Source organism: Actinacidiphila sp. bgisy167 (genome assembly GCF_965342175.1).
GTDB lineage: Bacteria > Actinomycetota > Actinomycetes > Streptomycetales > Streptomycetaceae > Actinacidiphila.
The window spans coordinates 1-22,625 of sequence record NZ_CBDRBL010000070.1; the positions used below are offsets into that span (position 1 = coordinate 1).

General features: G+C 71.5%; 20 protein-coding genes. 13 read left to right on the forward strand and 7 right to left on the reverse strand.

Going from position 1 to position 22,625, the window contains the following annotated elements; translation table 11 throughout:
- On the reverse strand, window positions 1-3,317 hold a 3,317-nt coding region (locus ACRWND_RS23350; RefSeq protein WP_431952523.1), incomplete at its 3' end, for a S8 family peptidase.
- A 799-nt stretch (window positions 3,318-4,116) separates the two neighbouring features.
- Between ACRWND_RS23350 and panD the strand changes: the two genes are divergently transcribed.
- Together panD and chvE are read left to right on the forward strand one after the other, a co-directional pair.
- On the forward strand, window positions 4,117-4,539 hold the full coding sequence (panD, locus tag ACRWND_RS23355; protein ID WP_431952525.1) for an aspartate 1-decarboxylase: 423 nt from the start codon (window positions 4,117-4,119) through the stop codon (window positions 4,537-4,539).
- A gap of 274 nt (window positions 4,540-4,813) precedes the next feature.
- The gene (chvE, locus tag ACRWND_RS23360) at window positions 4,814-5,917 is read left to right on the forward strand and encodes a multiple monosaccharide ABC transporter substrate-binding protein (RefSeq protein WP_431952527.1); all 1,104 of its coding nucleotides are present in this window, start codon (window positions 4,814-4,816) and stop codon (window positions 5,915-5,917) included.
- An 83-nt stretch (window positions 5,918-6,000) separates the two neighbouring features.
- Here the strand turns inward: chvE and ACRWND_RS23365 are convergent, their stop codons facing one another.
- Both ACRWND_RS23365 and dapB read right to left on the reverse strand, forming a co-directional pair.
- The gene (locus tag ACRWND_RS23365; protein ID WP_431952529.1) at window positions 6,001-7,086 is read right to left on the reverse strand and encodes a hypothetical protein; all 1,086 of its coding nucleotides are present in this window, start codon (window positions 7,084-7,086) and stop codon (window positions 6,001-6,003) included.
- A gap of 153 nt (window positions 7,087-7,239) precedes the next feature.
- Window positions 7,240-8,046 (reverse strand): 4-hydroxy-tetrahydrodipicolinate reductase, encoded by an 807-nt coding sequence (gene dapB / locus ACRWND_RS23370; protein WP_431952531.1) that lies wholly within the window; start codon window positions 8,044-8,046, stop codon window positions 7,240-7,242.
- An 847-nt stretch (window positions 8,047-8,893) separates the two neighbouring features.
- Here dapB and ACRWND_RS23375 point away from each other — a divergent pair.
- Genes ACRWND_RS23375 through ACRWND_RS23395 form a run of 5 tightly spaced genes read left to right on the forward strand, consistent with a single transcriptional unit; the run spans window position 8,894 to window position 13,732 of the window.
- Window positions 8,894-10,150: an ABC transporter substrate-binding protein gene (locus tag ACRWND_RS23375; protein WP_431952533.1), complete on the forward strand. Its 1,257-nt coding sequence runs from the start codon at window positions 8,894-8,896 to the stop codon at window positions 10,148-10,150.
- Window positions 10,147-11,031, forward strand: coding sequence for a carbohydrate ABC transporter permease (locus ACRWND_RS23380; RefSeq protein WP_431952535.1), 885 nt, complete (start codon window positions 10,147-10,149; stop codon window positions 11,029-11,031). Before ACRWND_RS23375 ends, ACRWND_RS23380 begins: the two co-directional genes overlap by 4 nt.
- Entirely contained in the window at window positions 11,028-11,867 is an 840-nt protein-coding gene (locus tag ACRWND_RS23385) for a carbohydrate ABC transporter permease (RefSeq protein ID WP_431952537.1), read from the forward strand. Before ACRWND_RS23380 ends, ACRWND_RS23385 begins: the two co-directional genes overlap by 4 nt.
- 10 nt (window positions 11,868-11,877) lie before the next feature.
- Window positions 11,878-13,077, forward strand: a complete 1,200-nt coding sequence (locus tag ACRWND_RS23390; RefSeq protein ID WP_431952539.1) for an ABC transporter ATP-binding protein — start codon at window positions 11,878-11,880, stop codon at window positions 13,075-13,077.
- A gap of 4 nt (window positions 13,078-13,081) precedes the next feature.
- A complete protein-coding gene (locus ACRWND_RS23395; RefSeq protein ID WP_431952541.1) occupies window positions 13,082-13,732 on the forward strand; it encodes a DedA family protein in 651 nt (216 codons plus the stop codon).
- Window positions 13,733-13,817: 85 nt separating this feature from the next.
- Here the strand turns inward: ACRWND_RS23395 and ACRWND_RS23400 are convergent, their stop codons facing one another.
- Window positions 13,818-14,267: a VOC family protein gene (locus ACRWND_RS23400; protein WP_431952543.1), complete on the reverse strand. Its 450-nt coding sequence runs from the start codon at window positions 14,265-14,267 to the stop codon at window positions 13,818-13,820.
- A gap of 104 nt (window positions 14,268-14,371) precedes the next feature.
- On the reverse strand, window positions 14,372-14,587 hold the full coding sequence (locus tag ACRWND_RS23405) for a dodecin (protein ID WP_431952545.1): 216 nt from the start codon (window positions 14,585-14,587) through the stop codon (window positions 14,372-14,374).
- 125 nt (window positions 14,588-14,712) lie between these two features.
- Here ACRWND_RS23405 and polX point away from each other — a divergent pair, with 125 nt between their 5' ends.
- The 4 genes from polX (at window position 14,713) to ACRWND_RS23425 (ending at window position 19,388) form a co-directional block, all read left to right on the forward strand.
- The gene (gene polX, locus ACRWND_RS23410) at window positions 14,713-16,446 is read left to right on the forward strand and encodes a DNA polymerase/3'-5' exonuclease PolX (RefSeq protein WP_431952547.1); all 1,734 of its coding nucleotides are present in this window, start codon (window positions 14,713-14,715) and stop codon (window positions 16,444-16,446) included.
- Window positions 16,447-16,522: 76 nt separating this feature from the next.
- Window positions 16,523-16,912, forward strand: a complete 390-nt coding sequence (locus ACRWND_RS23415; RefSeq protein WP_431952549.1) for a hypothetical protein — start codon at window positions 16,523-16,525, stop codon at window positions 16,910-16,912.
- A 144-nt stretch (window positions 16,913-17,056) separates the two neighbouring features.
- Window positions 17,057-17,839 (forward strand): VOC family protein, encoded by a 783-nt coding sequence (locus tag ACRWND_RS23420; protein ID WP_431952551.1) that lies wholly within the window; start codon window positions 17,057-17,059, stop codon window positions 17,837-17,839.
- Between the two features lie 118 nt (window positions 17,840-17,957).
- Window positions 17,958-19,388, forward strand: coding sequence for a lipase maturation factor family protein (locus ACRWND_RS23425; protein WP_431952553.1), 1,431 nt, complete (start codon window positions 17,958-17,960; stop codon window positions 19,386-19,388).
- A gap of 87 nt (window positions 19,389-19,475) precedes the next feature.
- Here ACRWND_RS23425 and ACRWND_RS23430 read toward each other — a convergent pair whose 3' ends face one another.
- Window positions 19,476-19,760 carry an acylphosphatase gene (locus ACRWND_RS23430; RefSeq protein WP_431952554.1) on the reverse strand — a complete coding sequence of 95 codons (285 nt, stop codon included), beginning with the start codon at window positions 19,758-19,760 and terminating at the stop codon, window positions 19,476-19,478.
- Window positions 19,757-20,494, reverse strand: a complete 738-nt coding sequence (locus tag ACRWND_RS23435; RefSeq protein WP_431952556.1) for a DUF72 domain-containing protein — start codon at window positions 20,492-20,494, stop codon at window positions 19,757-19,759. The genes ACRWND_RS23430 and ACRWND_RS23435 overlap by 4 nt, the downstream gene beginning before the upstream one ends.
- Before the next feature lie 101 nt (window positions 20,495-20,595).
- On the opposite strand from ACRWND_RS23435, the gene ACRWND_RS23440 reads away from it, so the two are divergent.
- Both ACRWND_RS23440 and ACRWND_RS23445 read left to right on the forward strand, forming a co-directional pair.
- Window positions 20,596-21,885 (forward strand): alpha/beta family hydrolase, encoded by a 1,290-nt coding sequence (locus ACRWND_RS23440; RefSeq protein WP_431952558.1) that lies wholly within the window; start codon window positions 20,596-20,598, stop codon window positions 21,883-21,885.
- A gap of 48 nt (window positions 21,886-21,933) precedes the next feature.
- Window positions 21,934-22,389 carry a Crp/Fnr family transcriptional regulator gene (locus ACRWND_RS23445; protein WP_431952560.1) on the forward strand — a complete coding sequence of 152 codons (456 nt, stop codon included), beginning with the start codon at window positions 21,934-21,936 and terminating at the stop codon, window positions 22,387-22,389.
- Window positions 22,390-22,625: the final 236 nt, after the last annotated feature.

A 22,625-nucleotide genomic window follows, 5' to 3' on the forward strand; every position in this document is an offset into this window, starting at 1 on the left:
GTGGTGCGGTAGGCGTCGATGATCGTCTGAACCGTCTTGTTGCCGCTCTTGTCCTCGACCTCCGCCTTGAAGGAGACGGAGCCGCCGGCCGGCGGGTTGTGGACGGTGACCTCGTCCTGTTTCACCGTCACCCGGGACCATGTGGACCCCGAGTCGAACGAGGCGTACACCCGGAGCGCCTTGAGGTGGCGCCCGGCCGCTGATCCTTCGACGGTGACGGGGACCTTCAGTGTGCTGCCGCCGACTGCGGTGGAGTCGGTGCTGAGCGTGGGGCTGTAGCGGATCGCGGTGGTGGGAACCGCCACGGCGCCCTTGGTGCGTGCGGAGGTGAAGGAGTACTCGGCCGTGACCCGGGTGCTCACGTTCGCGCCTCCCGGCTCCGCGTCCCGGCCGACGGTGGTGACCAGCCGGTACTGGGCCTTGCCCGGGGGCAGAGTGAAGGTCGCGAAGTCCACCATGTCCGCTGCTGTGGCGTACACCTTTCCGTCGCGGTAGAGCGTGGTCGAGGCGGTGTCCGGGTTGTACCTGCCGGCACCGGTGTTACCGGCGCCGTCGGAGAACGGGCTGATGAGGCCGGTGAGGGTGTCACCGTCGCGGACCAGTCCGAAGCCGGTGCCAGCCTTCGGCCCGAACACGCCGATGTTGATGTCCCGGTGGTAGGTGCGTCCCGCTGTGAAGGTCTCGTCCGCTGAGGTGAGGTCGTTCTGGATCCAGCCGCCGCCGTAGATCTCGGCCGTGTGGTGCCAGCCGTATCCGCCCTGGACGTAGGCCGTCAGGGTGGTGGGCAGGTTGACGTACACGAAACCGGTCTCACGGGCGAGGGCCGGAAGCGTCTGGTGCTTCGCCCACCCCCCGGTGGCTCCCGCGGATCCCACCCGGTAGAGCACCTTGGCGAGATCCGACTGCTTCACGTGCTGGGTGTGCCCCGTGTAGACGCGTCCCTTGAGCGTGTGGGCGACCTGGTATTCGCCCTTGGGCGAGTTCCACTGTTCGTGGAGGTACGACGTCACTTCGTCGCGACGCAGGGACGGCCCGATCTGCATGGTCCCGGTGCCCAGTTCCCAGTCGTAGAGGCCGAGCCGGGTGGAGTTCGTGGCGCCGCCGGACGTGGTGACGACGGTGATGTTTCCGGTCATGAGGGTGGCGTCCGGATCGGGCACGGTGACGTCGACCGGCTTGGTGAGACGGGCGTCGAAGGCGAGCTTGGTGTCCTTGTCCAACGTCAGTTTCGGCGCCGAGAACCAGTCGTCGCTGCGAGAATCCTCCGGCCAGACATCACCGACGACGGCGTAGGTGCCCTCGGGAAGCCGCACCGTCTGCCGGCCGTCGTCGCCCTTGATCCACTCCAGGAACTCGCCGGTGTCGAAGTCGTACACATAGCCCGACCATTCGTGCCAGGCCGGCCGGCCGCCATCGCGGTGGAAGGCCTCGAAGGACAGGTCGTACATGGGGGGTTCGTAGTTCACCGCTCCGACGGTGCGGACGGGTCGGCCCGCACCGGTCGCGGTGAGGGCGAGGTCGTAGACGCCGTAGTCGGTGCCGGCCTTGGCGGTGTCCGCGGTGATGTCAGCGGAGGCGGTGCCGCCCGCGGGCACGGTGAGACGCTGCGCGCCGAGGGCGAAGAAGCCGTCGGGGGCGGGGGCGCCCGTCGGGCCTGTGCCGCTCACCGCCAGGTCGAGGGTCACATCGGTGGTGCCGGTGTTGCGGTAGGTGACGGCTTTGGTGATCGGGCCCTCGCCGTCGTCGTGGGGCCAGGCCTGGGTCCCGAAGTCGAGTGACACCGGCTCCGCGACGACCACCTGCCCGATCGCGGCCGCGACGTCCACCCGTCCGCTGCCGGTCTCCGAGACGCGGTACGGGAGAGGCTTGGCGGACCCGACGAGTGCCGCCTTGATCTCGGCGCCCTTCCAGTCGGGGTGCTGCTGTGCGAGCATCGCCGCGGCTCCGGCGACATGCGGTGCGGCCATGGACGTGCCGTCGAGCGAGAAGTAGCCAGGCGCCGGGTGCCCGGTCTCGGGCGCGGTCTCCAGGAGGCTGCCCGCGGCGCCGGCCGCCGCGATGCCCACGCCCGGCGCGGTCAGATCGGGTTTGAGCGCACCGCTGTCGACGCGCGGACCACGTGAGGAGAAGTCCGCCAGTGCGTCCGTCTTGTCCACCGCGCCCACCGTGAGCGCCGCGTCGGCGGTGCCCGGGCTGCCGAGGGTGGATGCCTCGGGTCCCGAGTTCCCGGCCGCGACGACGAAGAGTGCCCGGTCGGAGAGCCGGTTCACCGCCTCTTCCAGGACGTCCACGCCCGGTTCGTCAGCGCTGCCCAGTGACATGTTGACGACCGCGGCACCCTGGTCGACGGCCCACTCCATGCCCTCGATGATCTCGGAGTCGAAACCGCCCCCGAAGTCGTCGAGCACCTTCACGTTGATCAGCTCGGCGCCCGGCGCCACTCCCCGGTACCGGCCGTCGGACTGTGCGCCGGAGCCGGCGATGATCGAGGCGACGTGGGTGCCGTGCCCGTAGTGGTCCTTGGCGTCGGGCGAGCTGGTGAAGTTCTTCTCCGCGACGACGTTCTCCGCGAGATCCTGATGCCCGGTGTCGATGCCGGTGTCGACGACGGCCACCTTGACACCGGTTCCGTCATATCCGGCCGCCCATGCCGTCGGTGCGCCGATCTGCTTCGTGCTGACGTCGAGTGAGGCCTGGGCCCTGCCGTCCAGGCTGATGGTCCGTACGCCCGAGGCGAGCCGTGCCCGGGCGTCCGAGGTGTCGGTGAGGGATCCCCAGAGGGCGGCCGCGCCCTCCTGGCTGACGGTCAGCGCGTCCCCGTTGACGGTGTCGAGCTTCGCCCGTACCCGTGCGTCCGGGTCCGCGCTCAGCTGCTTCCTCGCCTCGGGGCGCGTTCCGGAGTACGTGACGATCAGCGGGAGCCCGTCGCCGGCCAACCGGCGGTACTCGGGTCTGCTCAGTTCGGCGACGTCGAAGAGCCGCTGGTCCAGTGTGCCCGTAGCGATGAGGCCGCCCACGTCGGAGGGGAACACATAGGTGTGCCCGCCACCCGTGTGGATATGGAACGGAACGGCTTCCCGGCCGGGAGCCGGTAAGAAGCCCGACACCTTTCCCGTGCTGTCGAGACTCACCCGGTCGCCGGTGACGAGTTGCACCTGCCGGGCGCCGCCCGGCGTCGATGTGGCACCGGGTGGTGCGTGGGTGACCGTCGCGGCCCGGGGCGTTTGCGATGTGGCGTAGGAGGGTGGCGCGGCGGCCGTACCCGTGGTGATCAGCGCCAGTGCGGCGACCCCGGCCACGGCGCTTGCGACCGTCATTCTTCGTGATCTCTGCAAGGTGACTCCCTCGTAGAGTGCGCGACAAGCCGGTGCTCCCCCGGCAGACGCTGCCGACGAGGTCCGTTGGCGTGGACACGCTAAGGCTCGAGACCCGTGCGGTCAATCGGGCGATCACTCCGAATGGCTGAGTACGGCGATGGGTTGAGGGCAGCCGACTCCCTGCCGGCGATCTGACTGGCCGAGATCGATCTGGACGTCCGCTCGATGCCGGGGGAGCATCACCAGGGCTGCTCGCTTCCTGGACGCCGATCTATGGGAAGGGCCTGACGCATCCGCCACCTCACCACGGCTGAAACCAGGTGACGGCACCAGCGCACCCGGTGATGGAGTACACGAGGACACCCGCCGATCACTGCTCGCGGGAGAACCGCCGGGCGCCGTGCCGGGGCTCAGTCGAGCAGGCGCAACGCCTGGTCGACCGCTGCCCGCAGTTGTCGTGTGCCGTGGCCGGCGCGGGCCGCTGGGTACACGAGTGCTTGTTGCCTCGTCGATGCTCCGCACAACGGCGGGTGCTGTCCGATCGTCTCCACGCGGCGCGCGACCACGCCATGCGCGTCGGCGACCATGGCCGGCCCGGAGCGGCGCGGGTCGACCAGCGGTCGCAGTGCCCGGGTATCGGCCGAGGCGGCTGCCTCACGCGGGCCGTGCCGTGGTGCACATGGTCAGCGTCCTGGGACAGCTGGGGAATACTGCCTGAACTTGCGACTCGTTGTAGGGTAGGCAGCCGCCCTTGACCTGCAAGAAAGCAGGCAGGGAGCCGATGTCCAGGAGTGCCTCCATGATGCGTACAATGTTCAAGTCCAAGATCCATCGTGCCACCGTGACGGAGGCGGATCTGCACTACGTCGGGTCCGTCACCGTGGACCGCGATCTGATGGACGCCGCCGACCTGCTGCCCGGCGAGCTGGTCCACATCGTTGACATCACCAACGGCGCCCGGCTGGAGACGTATGTCATCGAGGGCCGCCGCGGCTCGGGAGTGATCGGCATCAACGGCGCGGCCGCCCATCTGGTGCACCCCGGCGACATGGTCATCCTGATCAGCTATGCGCAGGTGGACGACGCGGAGGCCCGCGAATTGCGGCCGCGCGTGGTGCACGTCGACGCCGGTAACCGGATCGTCGCACTGGGTGACGATGCCTCCCAGCCGGTGCCCGGCAGTGACACCCTGGCGAGCCCGAACGCAGCGCCGGTCGGCTGAACATCGGTGCGAGTGGCTGTGCTATCGTCCGGATCCAACTTCGAGGTATCCATCCAGGTGGCGTCCGGTGGTCACGGACCTCATCGGGACCGGGAGCGCGGCGTGCCGCCGTCAGCCTCCCACAGCACTCCTCGGGCCTGACGCATCAGCAGTTCACCGGGCTCCGGCGGATCGCTGGGCTGTAGCGGAACTCCGTGTCGGGCCCGAACACTGTCGCTCTCGGGGGTGGGCGATGAGAGCACACCTTTGTTCGGCCCGAAAGGAACTGAGTCCCATGCACGCTGGCGGATCTGCCAGACTGCGCACCTCGACCCTGGTGGTCCTCGCGCTCTCCCTGACGGTCGCGGCCACTGGCTGCAGCAACGACTCGGGGCAGGGGGGTCAGGTCACCGTGGGCATCGCCCTCCCCACCCGGGCGCAGACCCGGTGGATCAACGAAGGCGAAAGCATGGTCAAGCTGTTCAAGGACCAGGGGTACGCGACCGACCTCCAGTACGCGGCCGACAGCGTCGACAAGCAGGTCGACCAGGTCGAGGACATGATCGCCCGGGGCGACAAGGTCCTGATCATCGGTGCCGTCGACGGATTCGAGCTGGGCGACGCGCTGCAGAAGGCGGCCCGCGCCGGCGTCAAGGTCATCGCCTACGACCGTCTGCTGCTGGGCTCCAGCAACGTCGACTACTACGCGAGCTTCAACAACTACCGGGTCGGGCAGCTCCAGGCCAAGTACATCATCGACAAGCTCGGGCTGAAGAAGGGCGGCAACGCCGGCCCCTACAACATCGAGCTGTTCGCCGGCGACGCCAACGACAACAACGTCCAGGGCTTCTTCAAGGGCGCCATGGACACGCTGTACGAATACATCAAGGACGGTCAGCTGGTCGTCAAGAGCGACCAGACCCGGCTGAGCCAGGTCACCATCTTCAAGTGGGACGGGGAAGTCGCCGCCGAGACGATGGAGACCCGGCTGAAGGACTACTACAAGGGCAGCTCGACCGTGGACGCCGTCCTCGCCCCCAACGACGGCATCGCGCGCGGCGTCATCAAGGCCCTCAAGGGCAAGGGCTACGGCACCAGCGCCAAGCCGATGCCGATCATCACCGGTCAGGACGCCGAGATCGAGTCGGTGCGGGAGATCATCAAGGGCGATCAGTCCATGACGGTCTACAAGGACACCCGCAAGCTCGCCGCCGTCGCGGCAAAGATGGCCGAGGACCTGATCACCAACAAGCGGCCCGAGGTCAACGACACCGAGACGAACGACAACGGCAACAAGATCGTGCCGGCGTACCTCCTCGACCCGGTCGGCGTCGACAAGTCCAACTACAAGAAGGTTCTGGTCGAAAGCGGCTACATCAAGGCAGCCGACCTCAACTGAGGCGTTCAGCCGTCGCATACGCGGGGCCGGGAGGAACACAACGTTCCTCCCGGCCCTCGTCGTACCCGGCGGGCAGCCCCGCGTCAGATCAGCACGTTCATCACACCGTGGTCGTACAGACCTCCGTAACCGCGGGCGAACTTGTCGCCGAACGCGAAGCCGAAGCTGTGGTGGCCCTTGCCGGGGGCGAGGGCGTGGACGCCCTTGCCGAACCCCTTGCCGCCGCCATAGCTGTACTTGTAGCTGAAGCTGAACCGGTACCCGTGCTTGTTGCACTGCTTCTTGTGGTGCTTCTTGTGCTTCTTGTCATGGCCCTTGTCGTGGCCCTTGCCGCCCTTTCCTCCCTTGTCGCTCTTGCCCTTGCTGCTCTTTCCTCCCTTGCCGCCCTTGCTGCTGCCCTTCCCGTTGTCGTCGTCCTTGTCCTTGTAGGTCGCCTTGTCGCCGTTGTCTCCCTTTCCTCCCTTGCCGCCCTTTCCTCCCTTGCCGTTGTTCTTTTCGCCGTTGCCGTTTCCGTTGTCGCGGCCGTTGTCGTCGCCATCGTCGTAGTCCCAGTCGGAACCGCCGCCGCGGCCGTTGTCGCTGTCGCCGTTCCCGCCGTTCCCGCCGTTGCCCCCGCGGCCGTTGTCGCCGTAGCCGCCGTTCCCGCCGTTGCCCCCGCGGCCGTTCCCGCCGTTGTCCCCACGGCCGTTGCCGTCCCAGTCGGAACCGCTGCCGCCGTTGCCACCGCGGCCGTTGCCGCTGTCGCCGTAGCCGCCGTTCCCGCCGTTGTCCCCGTGGCCGTTGTCGCTGTCGCCGTAGCCGCCGTTCCCGCCGTTGCCCCCGCGGCCGTTGCCGTCCCAGTCGGAACCGCTGCCGCCGTTGCCACCGCGGCCGTTGCCGCTGTCGCCGTAGCCGCCGTTGTCACCGCCTCCGCCACCACCGCCGCCTCCGCCGCCGCGGCCGCTGTCGCCGTAACCGCTGTCCCCGTTGCCCCCGCCGTAGCCGTTGTCCCCGCCGTATCCGTTGTCGTCGTTGCCGTAGTCGTCACTGCCGTTGCTGTGGGAGCCGTTCCTGCCGTCGTCGGTGCCAGGCGTGGCGACAGCGCTGCCGGTCGAGGCGGCCAGGAGGCCGGTGGCAAGAAGTCCGGTCGCGACGCCGAGAGCCGTGCGGCGCATCAGACTGGTTCGCATGGAGGTCCTTCCTTCGGACGCGTGGCGGGCGGCGGTCGCCGCCGCCCCTGGGTTCCAGTCGTACGTCCGGCGGTCAACCGCCGCCCGTCGAGCGGAGCGTCCGGGCGACAGCGTGGCCAAGGAAGTGACGCAGTGCCACGAGTCGTCGGAAGGTCAGTCGCCGCCGAGCAACAGAGCGTCAAGACCGCGCAGCAGACCCCGGTGTGCCAAGGCCGCGCGAGCGGCGAGCAGGGTTCCCGCGACGTACGGGACCGGGGAGGCACCCGCCTCGTGCCGGATGACCAGACGCTCGTCCGGCAGCCCGAACTGCGCCTCCACGGCGAGCTGGTAGCCCGGCAGGCGCAGCGAGTGCACCTGTGTGCCTGCGATCGAGGCGCCTCGGGCCTGCGGGTGCCCGGCCGTGTGTTCCGGGTCCACGGCGTACTCGGGGCGGTGTACGGAGCCCATCAGTTCGGCGAGTTCGCGTGCGGTGCCGCTGGGGGCGCCCGGTTCGGTCGCGGAGGCGTAGTCGATGATCTCCCAGTGGGGCAGGTACCGGGTCGCCAGCCGGGCGGCCGCCTGCGCCACCGCCGCGGTCAGTGAGAAGTTCGCCGCGGCCACCACGCCGACCCCGCGCTCCTCGGCCAGCGCGGCGATCTCCTCGTAGTCGGCGCCGGACAGCCCGGACGAGCCGACCACGACGTGCACCCCGCGCATCACGGCGGTCCGCACGTGACGCCCGACCGCGGTGTGCGAGGTGTAGTCGATCAGCACGTCCACATCGTCGAGCGCGTCGTCGACCGTGCTGAAGACCGGTACCCCGAGATCAGGACCGCCCCACACCACCCCGAGATCCGCGCCGGCCGCCGACCGGGCCACGGCCGTCCGCAGCCGCAGGTCCGCGGAGTCCAGGACGGCGCGCGCGACCGCCTCCCCGGTCCGGCCGGTCGCCCCGGCGACGCACACGTTCAACGGGTCCATGCCCCCAGCATGGGGCATGATCACCGATCGTCTCGCCCGGAACCGGTCCCACCGGGGGACCCGGGACGCAGTCGGGCGGTCGCGGCGGCGGCCTGACGGCGCATCCGGCCGAGCAGCGGCGTCCGTGAGCGCGGCGCTGCGGTGACCGGCTGCCGCCCGCCGGCCACAGCGGGCGCCTCTCGGGTCCGGCTCGCCCCGCAGCCGTTCGATGCCGTCCGGCAGCGCCCGTACGGTCCCGGCTCTCCCGGCACCCTCCGCCCACGCCTGCTCAGCGCCCTCCGCGACCTGGGTCGCGATCCGGCAGCCGAAGCCGTCGGCAGCGCCAGGCCGGCGGACAACGCGTCGACGCTTTCGGCTACCCCACCGTGAACAGCCGCCCGCTTCCGCCGCGCCCGCGTCCCGGCTCCGCCCGCCGACGGCGGCCCGGCCCAGGTCCCCCGCACGCGTACCGGTGCCCCGCCGGACGGGGCGGGAACGGCGAGGACGAGGAGCACGCGCCGGACGCCACCTCGGCCACGAACCCCTCCGCCCGGATGAAGTGACAGGTCACCGGAACGCCAGGACCTTCAGCCCCAGGCTCCACCGCGCCGACCACACGCCGGACGCCGCCCGTGGACGGACGCCCGGCGCAGCCGTACCGGCGACGGCGTACGGGAGCACCACGGCCACGGGCGAGCGCACCGCACCCCGTACAGCTCTCGGCGGGGCGGTTGCGCCGACCGCGTGAATACCGGGCTCCGACACGCTTCTGAGACGCCGTCGGCGTCCCCCCGGCGGGCTTGATGGTCCGGGGCCGGAGTGTGCCCGAGCAGGGTCGCAGGGGAGCGAGGTGCCTATGGCGTGCAGGGTGCGGCGCTCGAGGGCCCTTGCCGCGGTGCTCGTCCTCGCGGCCGTCGCGGTCGCCTGCGGCGGCGGGACCCGGACGACGGGACGGGCGACGCTCGACTGGTACAACTTCCCCGACGACTCCGGTGCGCTGCAGCGGGCCGCCGACCGGTGCAGCCGCGCCTCCGGCGGACGCTATGCCATCCGTTATCACAAACTTCCCCGGACGGCCGACGGCCAGCGGCAGCAGCTCGTGCGCCGACTGGCCGCACGCGACCCCGCGCTCGACATCCTCGGCCTCGACGTCACCTGGGCCCCGGAATTCGCCGAGGCCGGCTGGATCCGCCCGTGGACGGGCGCCCGGCGCGCCGAGGCCGCCCGGGACACCCTGGCCGCCCCGTTGCGCACGGCCACCTGGAAGGACCGCCTGTACGCCGTCCCGTACAACACCAACGTCCAGCTGCTGTGGTACCGCGCCGACCTCGTGCCGGAGCCCCCCACGACATGGGCGGGGATGCTGGAGACCGCCCGCGCCCTGGCGAAGGCCGGCAGACCCCATCGGATCGAAGTGCAGGGCGCCCAGTACGAGGGGCTCACCGTCTGGTTCAACACGCTCGTCGCCAGCGCCGGCGGGTCGATCCTCGACGCCGACGCGACCGCGCCCTCGCTCGGCCCGCCCGCCGTGCGGGCCGCGGGCATCATGCGCGACCTGGCCGTCTCGCCCGCCGCCGACCCCTCCCTGCCCAACCAGATGGAGGACCAGAACCGGCTCGCCATGGAGGCCGGCACCGCGGCCTTCCAGGTCAACTACCCCTTCGTGTATCCGGCGATGAAGGCGGACAACCCGCGGCTGTTCCGGCACCTGCGGTGGGCCCGCTACCCCCGGGTCGACGCCGACCGCCCCGCACGGGTCACCATCGGCGGAATCGACCTCGCCGTCAGCGCCCACAGCCGCCGGCCCGAGCTCGCCTTCGAGGCGGCGCTGTGTCTGCGCGACCGGGACAACCAGCTGGCCGCCGCGCTGCGGGGCGGCCTGCCGCCGACCCTGCGGTCCCTCTACGACGACCCCCAGGTGAAGCGCAGCTACCCCTTCGCCCAGGACGTCCTCGCCGAGCTGGAGAACGCCGCCCTGCGCCCGCAGACCCCCGCCTACCAGAACCTGTCCATCGCGATCTCCCACACCCTGTCACCACCCGACGAGATCCGTCCGGTGGCCTCCGTCCGGGACCTGTGGGGGCAGATCGAGGACGCCCTGCAGTCCAAGGGGCTGGTGCCGTGACGCGGCTGTCGCAGGGCGCCCGGCAGGAGCGCCGCCTCGGGTGGCTGCTCTGCGCCCCCGCCGTGCTCGTCATGCTCGCCGTGACCGCCTACCCCGTGCTCTACGCCGTCTACCTCTCCCTGCACCGCTACGACCTGCGCTTCCCGCAACTGGCCCGGTTCGTCGGACTGGACAACTACGCCGCGGTCCTGAGCTCCGGGTTCTGGTGGGAGGCCTTCCAGGTGACCTGCCTGATCACCGTCGTCTCCGTCGCGGTGGAACTGGCGCTCGGCATGGGCCTGGCCGTCGTCATGCACCGCGCGGTCCTCGGCCGCTCCGGGGTGCGTACCGCGGTCCTCCTGCCGTACGGCATCGTGACCGTCGTCGCGGCCTTCTCCTGGCAGTACGCCTGGACCCCCGGGATCGGCTACCTCGTCGACGCGGCGGGCGAGGCCCCGCTGACCGACCACTGGAAGGCCATCGGACTGATCATCCTGGCCGAGGTGTGGAAGACCACGCCCTTCATGGCGCTGCTGCTGCTCGCGGGGCTGGCCCTGGTGCCGGAGGAGACCCTGCGCGCGGCCATGGTCGACGGCGCCACCAGGTGGCAGCGCTTCCGACTGGTGACGCTGCCGCTGATGAAACCCGCCATCCTGGTGGCGCTGCTGTTCCGAACCCTCGACGCGTTCCGGATCTTCGACAACATCTATGTGCTCACCCAGGGTTCCCACGGCACGGGCTCCGTGTCGATCCTCGGCTACGACAACCTCTTCACGGCGCTGAACCTCGGCATCGGCTCGGCGATCTCCGTACTGATCTTCCTGTGCGTGGCGGTCATCGCCTTCTCCTTCATCAAGCTGTTCGGCACGGCCGCCCCCGGATCGGAGGACACGGGACGATGAACACGAGCCCGGCGCAGCGGCGGCGGATCGCCGGCTGGAGCGCCGTCAACACCGTCGTGGTGCTTTACGCGCTGTTCCCGGTGTGGTGGATCGTCGCCCTGTCCTTCAAGGACCCCGCGACGCTCTCCGACGGGAGCTTCGTCCCCCGCAGATGGACGCTGGAGAACTACCGGGGCATCTTCGCGACCTCCGAGTTCACCCGCGCGCTGGTCAACTCCATCGGGATCGCGCTGATCTCCACCGTCGTCGCCGTCACCCTGGGCACGATGGCCGCCTACGCCGTGGCCAGGCTGCGCTTCCCCGGCAAGCGCCTGCTGATCGGCACCTCGCTGCTGATCGCGATGTTCCCGCCCATCTCCCTGGTGTCGCCGCTGTTCGAGATCGAGCGCTTCCTCGGGCTGTTCGACACCTGGGCCGGCCTGATCATCCCGTACATGACCTTCTCGCTGCCGCTGGCGATCTACACCCTGTCGGCGTTCTTCCGCGAGATCCCCTGGGACCTGGAGAAGGCCGCCAAGGTCGACGGGGCCACTCCGGCCCAGGCCTTCCGGCTGGTCATCGCACCGCTCGCGGCGCCCGGGGTGTTCACCACGGCGATCCTGGTCTTCATCTTCTGCTGGAACGACTTCCTCTTCGCGATCTCGCTGACCTCCACCACCGCGGCGCGCACCGTCCCGGCGGCGATCGCCTTCTTCACCGGCAGCTCCCAGTTCCAGCAGCCCACCGGTTCGATCGCTGCGGCCGCGGTGGTCATCACCATCCCCATCGTCGTCTTCGTGCTGCTGTTCCAGCGGCGTATCGTGGCCGGACTGACCTCCGGCGCAGTGAAGGGCTGAAGGACCGCACATGGCCGAGATCACCCTCGAGGGCGTCACCAAGCGCTACCCCGACGGCGCGGTGGCCGTCCGCGACGTCAGCCTCGCCATCGCGGACGGAGAGTTCGTGATCCTCGTGGGGCCCTCCGGCTGCGGCAAGTCCACCACCCTGAACATGATCGCCGGACTGGAGGACATCACCGAGGGCACCCTCCGGATCGGCGGCCAGGTCGTCAACGACAAGGCCCCCAAGGACCGCGACATCGCCATGGTCTTCCAGAGCTACGCCCTCTACCCGCACATGACCGTCCGCCAGAACATGGGCTTCGCCCTGCGGCTGGCCGGCGCGGACAAGGCCGTCATCCGCGAGAAGGTCGAGGAGGCGGCCCGGGTCCTCGACCTCACCGGCCACCTCGACCGCAGGCCCGCCAACCTCTCCGGCGGTCAGCGCCAGCGCGTCGCGATGGGCCGCGCCATCGTCCGCGAGCCCAAGGCCTTCCTGATGGACGAGCCGCTGTCCAACCTCGACGCCAAGCTGCGGGTCCAGATGCGCACCCAGATCGCCCGGTTGCAGCGGCGCCTGGGCACCACCACCGTGTACGTCACGCACGACCAGACCGAGGCCATGACCCTCGGCGACCGTGTCGTCGTGATGCGCGGCGGCGTCGTCCAGCAGACCGGCTCGCCGCAGGAGCTCTACGACCGGCCCCGCAACCTCTTCGTCGCCGGCTTCATCGGGTCTCCCGCGATGAACTTCCTGCCCGCCGCGGTGGAGGAGCGGCGGCTGCGCACCCCGCTCGGCGACCTGCCGCTCGACGACCGCCTGCGCGCCGTCCTGGCCCGCCGTGACGCTCCGCGCGAGGTCATCGCCGGTCTGCGCCCCGAGCACTTCGAGGACGCGGAGTTGGTCGACCCGGACCGCGGCGGCGCCACCCTCACCGTCACCGTCGACGTCCGCGAGTCCCTCGGCTCCGACGTCTACGTCCACATCGCGCAGGAGGGCGGGGCCGCCGTCGCGGAGCAGCTGGCCGAACTCGCCGCGGACTCCGGCCTCGCCGACACCGGCGCGGGCGGGCCCGAGGTCGTCGCCAGGCTCTCCGCCAGGACCCGGGCCCGCGAGGGTGAACGCCTGCGGCTGTGGCTGGACACCGCCCAGGTCCAGATCTTCGACCCGGCCACCGGCGACAACCTCACACTCCCCGAAGGCCCCCGCGCCCCGGCCGCGGGCTGAGCGCATGCCACCGGCCGCCGTCCCGCCGCCCCTCCCCGGCCCCCTCGCGGACCTGGCCCCGCTGCTGGACCACTGGGGCTACCTGGCGGTCGCCCTCCTCGTCCTGCTCGACAACGGCGGCATCCCCGTGCCCGGCCAGACCGTGCTCGTCGTCGCGGCGGCGTACTCGGGCACCGGGCGGATGGACATCGCGGGCGTCGTCGCACTCGCCGTCGCCGCGGCCGTCGCCGGCGACTGCCTGGGCTACCTCATCGGCCGCAGCGGCGGCCGCGCCCTGGTCCACCGCTGGGGCCGGTATGTCCTACTCACCCCCGAACGCTTCGCGCGCGGCGAGGAGTTCTTCGCCCGTCGCGGCGAACTCGTCGTGCTCTTCGCCCGCTTCGTCGACGGGCTGCGCCAGACCAACGGGATCATCGCCGGCACCGCGGGCATGGGCTGGTGGCGCTTCCTGCTCTTCAACACCCTCGGCGCGGTCCTCTGGGTCGGCGTCTGGGCCGGGCTCGCCTTCGCGGCCGGTACGCGTATCGGCACCCTGTACGCCTGGCTCGCCCGTTTCCAGCTGTACGCCCTGATCGCCGTCGTGCTGGTCGCCGCGGGGCTGACGGCCCGGCATATGCGGCGTCGCCGTGCGCGCGGTGGTGCTGCGGGCCGGTGAGGGAACGCCGTGCGCGAGGCCGCGTCGGACGCGTCCGGCGTCGTCGGCCGCCTCGTGGCGCCGGGTCGGTAGGCCGGCCTCGAGGTCACGCGACGCAGAACTCGTTGCCCTCCGGGTCGCGCATCACCACCCCGTAGTGGTCCACGCCCGGTTCGGCGAGGACGCGCAGCCTCGAGGCGCCCGCCGCGACCAGCCGGCCGGCCTCGGCCTCGACCCGCTCCCTGCGTATCTCCAGTGGTGTCTCGGCTCGCCCACCGCTCACCGCGACGTCGAAGTGGAGCCGGTTCTTGACCGCCTTGCCCTCGGGCACCTGCTGGAACCAGATCCGCGGCCCGCCGCCCTCCGGGTCCACGATGGAGTCGCAGCAGTCCCCGTCGCCGAGCTCGCTCGCCGGCACACCGACGGAGAGCCAGTACTCCCGCCAGGTGGCGAAGCCCTCCGGCGCGTCCTCCAGCCGGTAGCGCAACGCGTCCGCCCAGAAGCGCGCCTGCGCCTGCGGATCCGCGCAGTCGATCGTGATCTGGAACGCGACCATGGAGTGCCTCCGTCGTCGTGGGCCTCACCGGTGCCGGCACCGGTGAGGCCCATGCTGCCCGACGGGTATGACAGTCGCCCTGCGCAGCCGGCGTCTCGCGCGGATCAGCCGGTCTCCTCGAGCCTGAAACCGACCTTCAGCCCGACCTGGTAGTGACCGACCCGCCCGTCCTCGAAGTGGCCGCGGATCTGCGTGACCTCGAACCAGTCGAGGTTGCGCAGGGTCTCCGAGGCCCGGCTGAGCCCGTTGCGGATGGCGGCGTCCAGGCCCTCGCTGGACGAGCCGACGATCTCGGTCACCCGGTAGGTGTGGTCGCTCATGGGGCCTCCCTGATCGGTGGGACAGGTGGTGCGCCGCCTCTCCACGGTGCCTCATCGCCCGCACCGCCGCGAGGGGAGGACCGCCCGCGGCGTTAGTCCAGGCGCGGCGCGGGAAGGGGCCCCGCATGGCGAGGGCCAACGAGGAGGTCGAAGCCCTGCTCCGCGAGTACGCCGACCTCATCCAGATCACCGGCGGGGACGCGTACAAGGCGCGCGCCTACGAGAAGGCCGCCCGCGCCGTCGGCGGCCACCCCGAGGACGTCTCACGGCTCGACGAGAAGGAGCTGCGCAAGATCCCCAACGTGGGGAAGTCCGTGGCCGAGAAGGTCACCGAGTACCTGCGCACCGGCACCGTCCCCGCGGTCGAGGAACTGCGCGCGCGCATCCCCGCGGGTGTGCGGGAGCTGACCGCCGTCCCGACGCTCGGCCCCAAGCGGGCCATGATGCTCTACCGGGAGCTGCACATCGCCTCGGTGCGGGAGCTCGCCGACGCCATCCACCAGGGGCGCCTGCGCGGCCTGCCCGGCTTCGGCGCCCGCACCGAGGAGAATCTGCTGCACGGCATCGGCCTGATGCAGTCCTCCGGCGGCAGGGTCCCGCTGAACGTCGCCATGCAGGTCGCCGAGGAGGTCGTCGCGGAGCTCTCCGCCCTCGCCGGCTGCGAGCGCTGCGCCTACGCCGGCTCGCTGCGCCGCATACGGGAGACCGTCGGCGACGTCGACGTCCTCGTCGCCGCCGAGCGGTCGGGACCGTTCATGGAGGCGTTCACCCGGATGCCGGCCACCGCCGAGGTCATCGTGCGGGGCGCGAAGAAGACCTCGATCCGCACTACCAAGGGCCTCCAGGTCGACCTGCGGGTGGTGCCGCCCGATTCCTGGGGCGCGGCGCTGCAGTACTTCACCGGCTCCAAGGCCCACAACATCCGCATCCGCGAGATGGCCGTCCACCGCGGCCTGAAGCTGTCCGAGTACGGGCTCTTCGACACCGGGAGCGGCGATCGGCTCGTCTCCCGGACCGAGGAGGAGGTCTACGCCCGGCTGGGCCTGCCCTGGATACCGCCCACCTTGCGCGAGGACCGGGGCGAGATCCAGGCGGGACTGGCCGGGGAGCTCCCCGAGCCGCTCGAGCTGCGCGCCGTCCGCGGTGATCTGCACACCCACACCGACCTGACCGACGGCCTCGCGGGACTGGAGGAGATGGTGGCTGCGGCGGCCGCGCGCGGCTACGCCTACTGCGCGGTCACCGATCACGCGCCGAACCTGTACATGCAGCGCATGACCGAGGGCAAGATCCTCGCCCAGCGCGAGCAGGCCCGCCGCCTGGACCGCGCGTACCGGGGCATGCGCGTCCTGCACGGCACCGAACTCAACATCGACCCCGACGGGGGCGTGGACTGGCCGGACGAGTTCCTGGCCGGTTTCGACCTGTGCGTCGCCTCGATCCACTCGCACTTCCACCAGGACCCGGCCGCCCTCACCCGGCGCCTGGTGCGCGCCGCCGAGAACCCGTACGTCAACATCATCGGCCACCCCACCACCCGGCTGCTGGGCCGGCGCCCGGGCGTCGACGCCGACTTCGACGAGGTCTTCGCCGCTTGCGCCCGCACCGGCACCGCGTTGGAGGTCAACGCCCAGCCGGACCGGCTCGACCTCGGCGACGAGATGATCCTGCGGGCACGCCGGCACGGAGTGAGGTTCGCCGTCGACAGCGACGCGCACTCCACCGTCCACCTGGGTTTCATGCGCTACGGCGTCGGCACCGCCCAACGGGGCTGGCTCACAGAGGACGACGTCGTCAACGCCTGGCCGCTCACCCGGCTGCGGCACTTCCTGCGCAAGGGGGGCCGGACGCATCCGTGACCGTGCCCGGGGTAGGCGGAGCGGGAGGGGCTCGTGCACCCCGGGTCCCCGTACACGCCTGTACCCAGAGGAGGACATGATGCTGCTGCTGGGACTCGTGCTCATGGCCGCCGTCGCCGCTTTCACCGGACTCCTGATCGCGGAGAACTTCGGAGGCGGTCCCGACTACACCGTGACGCTGTTCGGCTCGGACGTCGCCACCGTGGACACCCTCGGCGCCTTCCTCGCCGGTCTCGCGCTCGCCCTGGTGTTCTGCCTGGCTGCGGTCATCGCCCTGGCCGGGGCGGGGCGGGCCCGCAGCCGCCGCACGGAGCTGCGGCGACTGCGCCGCCAGGCCCGCACGGCCGAGCACGCGCCGGACACCACCCCCGCCCGCCCCGCCGCCAGGACCGGCGACGAGACGGCCACGAACAAGACCCCGGCGACCCCGTCCCGCCGCCGGGGCCTCCACCTGTTCGGGCACTGACCCGCCCGGTCCGGCCTGCGGCGATCCGAGCCGCCGGGCCGGGGTGGGCCGCCCGCCCCCCGGTACGCACGACGGGCCGCCGAAGATGCCTCTCGGAGCCGGTGCCGCCATTCTGGGAGCGGGGAAGGACAAGGAGGCCGGTACGTGTCCACCACGAAGATCTGCTGTGTGGCGGGCGCCCCGTGCTGGGTCAGCCTGATGGCACGCGACCTGGACGTGGCGAAGGCGTTCTACGGACCACTGCTCGGATGGGAGTTCGAACCCGGGCCCTCGCGCTGGGGCCCGTACGAGCGTGCTCTGGTCAACGGCACGGAGGTGGCCGGCATCGGGGCCATCGCGCGGGACTGGGAGACCTCGGTGTCCTGGACCACGTACTTCGGCGTGGAGAGCGCCGACGCCACCGCCTCCGACATCCGCGACCGCGGCGGCACCGTCGCCGTCGGCCCGCTCGACTTCGACGCCGGGAGGCTGGCCCTGGTCGCCGACTCCATGGGCGCCTCCTTCGGCATCTGGGAGGGCGAGCAGGGCCCCGCCCGCAAGCTGCGGATGCACGGCGCCCCCTCCTGGATCGAGCTGCGCACCCGCGACGCCTTCGCCGCGGCCCTGTTCTACGGCGAGGTCTTCCACTGGGACCGGCGCGGTCCCCGTTACGTCGTCGAGTGGGAGAACGACCGCGTCGTCCTCTACGTCGACGGGCACAGCGTCGCGGGCATCAGCGGCGGCGGCGTCGAGGCGGCGGCCGACCCCAAGGTCCGGCCGCGGTGGCACGTCTTCTTCACCGTCGCCGACGTCGACGAGGCCGTGCTGCGCGCCAAGGACCTCGGTGGCGAGGTGACCGGCGAACCCCTGGACGGCGCCTATGGCAGGGTCGCCGGCATCCGCGACCCCGAGGGCGGACTGCTCTCCCTCGTGGCCGACCACTCGTAGCCGGCCCCCTCGCGGCCGGCCCTCGTGACAGGGCGCCCCCGCGCCGCCTCGGACGAACCCCGCCCGCCGGAGCGCCACCAGGACGCGCCCACGGCGGCGGGGCACTGGAGAAGCGCCCATGGAGTGGCTCACGGCACCCGATCAATGGTTGAGCCGCGTCGTCATCCAGCGCGGGCTGGGCGTTCTCTACCTGGTCGCCTTCCTCACCGCCGCCAACCAGTACCGCGCCCTCCTCGGTGAGCACGGGCTGCTGCCCGTCCCGGCCTTCCTGCGGCGCGTGCCGTTCCGCCACTCACCCAGCCTGTTCCACCTCCGCTACTCCGACCGCCTCTTCGCCGCCGCCGCATGGGGCGGCGTCGTGCTCTCCGCCGCCGTCGTCGCGGGTGCCACCGACCTCGTGCCGCTCTGGGCCGCCATGCTGATCTGGCTGGTGGTGTGGCTGCTCTACCTGTCGATCGTCAACGTGGGCCAGACCTGGTACGCGTTCGGCTGGGAGTCCCTGCTGCTGGAGGCCGGCTTCCTGGCCGTCTTCCTCGGCAACGACGACACCGGCCCGCCCGTGCTGATCCTGTGGCTGATGCGCTGGCTGCTCTTCCGCGTCGAGTTCGGCGCCGGCTTGATCAAGATGCGCGGCGACCCCTGCTGGCGCGATCTGACCTGCCTGCACTACCACCACGAGACGCAGCCCATGCCCGGCCCGCTGAGCTGGTTCTTCCACCACCTGCCGCGCCGGGCGCACAAGGCCGAGACGGCCGCCAACCACTTCGCCCAACTGGTCGTGCCCTTCGCCCTGTTCGCGCCGCAGCCGGTGGCGAGCCTCGCCGCCTGCGTCATCATCGCCACCCAGCTGTGGCTCGTGCTCTCGGGCAACTTCGCGTGGCTGAACTGGCTGACGATCCTCCTCGCCGTCGCCGCGCTCGACGGCTCGTACGCGGCCGCGCCGCCGCCCGCGGCCTTCGTCCCCCCGCCCGACTGGTACGCGGCCCTGGTGATCGCCGTCACCGTCCTGGTCGCGGTTCTGAGCTACTGGCCCGTCCGCAACATGCTCTCCCGCGGGCAGATGATGAACGTCTCCTTCAACCGGCTGCACCTGGTGAACTCCTACGGCGCCTTCGGCAGCATCAACCGGATGCGCCTGGAGGTCGTCGTCGAGGGCACCGACGCCGCCGAGCCCGGGCCCGATGCCGTGTGGAAGGAGTACGCCTTCAAGGGCAAGCCCACCGACCTGCACCGGCTGCCCCGCCAGTTCGCCCCCTACCACCTTCGGCTGGACTGGATGATGTGGTTCGCCGGGATCTCACCGGCCTACGCGTGGGACTGGTTCATCCCGTTCGTCGGCAAGCTCCTGACGAACGACCCCCAGACGCTCCGGCTGCTGCGCGGCAACCCCTTCCCCGACGCCCCGCCCACCTATGTCCGCGCCCGTCTCCACCACTACCGCTTCACCGACTGGCGCACCCTTCGTGCCACGGGAGCCTGGTGGGAGCGGTCCTTCGTGCGCGAGTACCTGCGGCCGGTCGGCCTGGAGGGCCTGCGGCGCCTTGAGTGACGACGGCGCCGTGCCAATCCGCGGGGACCGGAGCCCGGAACGTCGAGTCCGGGCGCCTTCCTGCGTCACGTGGCAGCACGCGGTGCCTCAGTCGCGCCACGGTGTGGGGCGGATCTCGAAGACGGCGAGCCCCTCCGGCTCCTCCTCGACGATTTCCACACCGTCCACGATCGACAGCGGCGACCCTTCGCGCGCCCAGGCCACCATCTGGTCCACCGCCTCGGGCGGGCCCTCGAAGACCGCCTCGACGGTGCCGTCCGGCCGGTTGCGGACCCATCCGGTGACACCGGCCTCGGCCGCCGTCACACGGCAGGTGTCCCGGAAGTAGACCCCCTGGACGTCACCCGAGACCACGACCCGTCTCCGGATCACGACCGCCGCACCCCGCTGACGGCGTCGCGAAAGGCGTCGGCGTCCAGCACGGCCGCCCCGCCCGGGTCGTTGTTGAAGTACACGTACACGTCGGAGCCCTCCGGCCAGGTGTCCGCGATGCGGTGCGCCCAGGTGGTCAGCGCCCGGGAGCCGTAGCGCGGCCACGGCCGGGCGATGCCCTCATGGAAGCGTACGTAGCCCCAGTCCGCTGTGCGCCACAACGGTGTCGCCGGACGCGCCCGCCGGTCGGCCCAGCACAGGGCGGCGCCACGCCGCCTGAGCAGCGCGCGGATCTCGGGGGTCCACCAGGTGGCGTGCCGCGGCTCCACGGCCACCCGCACCTCCGCCGGGAAGCAGCGCAGACACGCCTCCAGGGCGCGGGCGTCGGCCCGCAGATTCGGCGGCAGCTGCAGCAGCACCGGGCCCAGCCGGTCGCCGAGCCCTTCCGCGTGCGCCAGCATCCTCCGCACCGGCTCCTCAGGGTCGCGCAGCCGCTTCATGTGGGTGAGGTAGCGGCTGGCCTTGACCGCCATCACGAAGCCCTCGGGCGTCTGTGCGCGCCAGGCCGCGAAGGTCTCCCGGGACGGCAGCCGGTAGAACGCGTTGTTGCTCTCGACGGTGCCGAAACGACGCGTGTACTCCGCCAGCCACAGGCGCTGCGGCACCTCGGGCGGGTACAGCACGCCACGCCAGTCGCGGTACTGCCATCCCGAGGTTCCCACGAGCACGGGCATCGCGCGGTCCCTGCCGGTTGCTTGCTGGTCCCTATTCAGGGTAGGCCGTTCAAAGGAGGCCGTAAGCAGTCCCGCATATCCCCGCAAGCGGGGGTGGAACCATGCACTTCACTAACCGCGCGGATGCCGGACGGCAGCTCGCTGAGCGGCTGCGGCATCTGGACCTGGACAACCCCATCGTGCTCGGCCTGCCGCGCGGCGGCGTGGTCGTCGCCTACGAGGTGGCACAGGCCCTGCACGCCCCACTGGATGTGATCGTCGTCCGCAAGCTCGGCGTCCCCTACCACCGGGAGCTGGGCTTCGGTGCCATCGGCGAGGGCGGCGCCAAGGTGGTCAGCGACGACATCGTCCGCATGAGCCGTGTCTCCCGCGCCGACATCGACAGCGTCGAGCGCCGCGAAGAGGCCGAACTGACCCGGCAGGCGCACCGCTTCCGCGAGGGACGCCCGCGCATCCCGCTGGACGGCCGTACGGTGGTCCTCGTCGACGACGGTGCGGCCACCGGCGCCACCGCCCTCGCCGCCTGCGAGGTGGCCCGGGCCGCGGGCGCCGCTCGGGTCGTGCTCGCCGTGCCCGTGGCCTCACCGCAGGCGCTGCCGGCGCTGCGGCACGCCGCCGACGACGTGGTGTGCCTGTCGGCGCCGAGATCCTTCTACGCGGTGGGGGAGTGGTACCACGACTTCTCCCAGACCGCCGACGACGAGGTCTCCGGGCTGCTCAAGCAGGCCGCCGCACGAGGCCCCCGGACCACCGAGGTGGACCTGGCCGTCGGCGGTGCGCCCGGGGTGCGGCTCCCCGGGACGCTGACCGCGCCCGCTGACGCGCGGGCCCTGGTGGTCTTCGCTCACGGCGCCGGCAGCAGCCGGCACAGCCCGCGCAACCGGGCCGTGGCCGCCGCCCTCAACCAGGCCGGCCTCGGTACCCTTCTGTTCGACCTCCTCACTCCCGAGGAGGAGTCGGACCGGAGCAATGTGTTCGACATCGAGCTCCTCGCCGGGCGCCTGGTCGACGTCACCGAATGGGCCCGCGGGGAGAATCTGCCACTCGCCTACTTCGGGGCCAGTACGGGCGCCGCCGCAGCGCTCTGGGCCGCCGCCGACTCCCGGGCCGCCCCGTACGTCTCCTCGGTGGTGTCCCGGGGAGGCCGCCCCGACCTCGCCATGCCGCGCCTCGGCGAGGTCAGGGCGCCGAGCCTGCTCATCGTCGGCGGCCGGGACACCACCGTCCTCGAGCTGAACCGGCGTGCGCAGGAGGCGTTGAACTGCCCCAGCCTGCTCCATGTGGTGCCCGGCGCGACCCACCTCTTCGAGGAGCCGGGAGCACTCGACGAAGTGGCGCACCTGGCGCGTGACTGGGTGGCCGGCCACCTTCCTGCGACGGCGGGTCCGTGACCTTACCCTGAGGTCAGGGGGTGCCCCAGGAGCAGGAGGGATGCGCCGATGAGCAGCACGGTGACCATGCTGGAGTCTCTCCGGCCGGCCCACCGCCGGGCCCTCCTCGAGTACGCCAAGAAAGTCGACTTCCCGCAGAGCTGGCGCATCTGCTCCGAGGGCAGGTTCGCCGACCGGTTCTGGGTGGTCGACTCCGGCGCCGTGTCCATCGACATGGACGTGCCCGGCCGCGGCGAGGTCTCCGTCGAGACCCTGGGCCCCGGCGAACTCGTCGGCTGGTCCTGGCTCTTCCCTCCCTACCGCTGGCAGGTCGGAGCCCACGCGCTGGGTTCCGTGGGTGCGTACGAGTTCAGCGCTGCCGAGATCCGCGACCTGTGCCGGGACGACCCGGTGCTGGGCCAGGCCATCGTGCTGGCCGCCGCCCAGACCATCGCCCAGCGGCTGAGCGCGGCCCGAGCCCGGATGCTCGACCTGTACGGGCCGCGCCTGCAGGAGCACTCCTAGCCCCTCCGCAGGGACGCGCCCCAAGCGCCCCGGCCCACCAAAGGTGCGCGCGTACGCGAGCGCGCGGGGCTGCGGGGCCGGGGCGGCACCAGGGAGCCGGCGGGCGGGACGCCCCGGCCGTGCCCGGGCCCGTGCCCGTGGTGGCTGCGCCGCGCCCTCGGGCGCCGGACGCCCCACGCCCACGTTCCGCCGGGACGGTTCACCGACCGTGACGTCGCGGACGGGCGGGCTGTCGC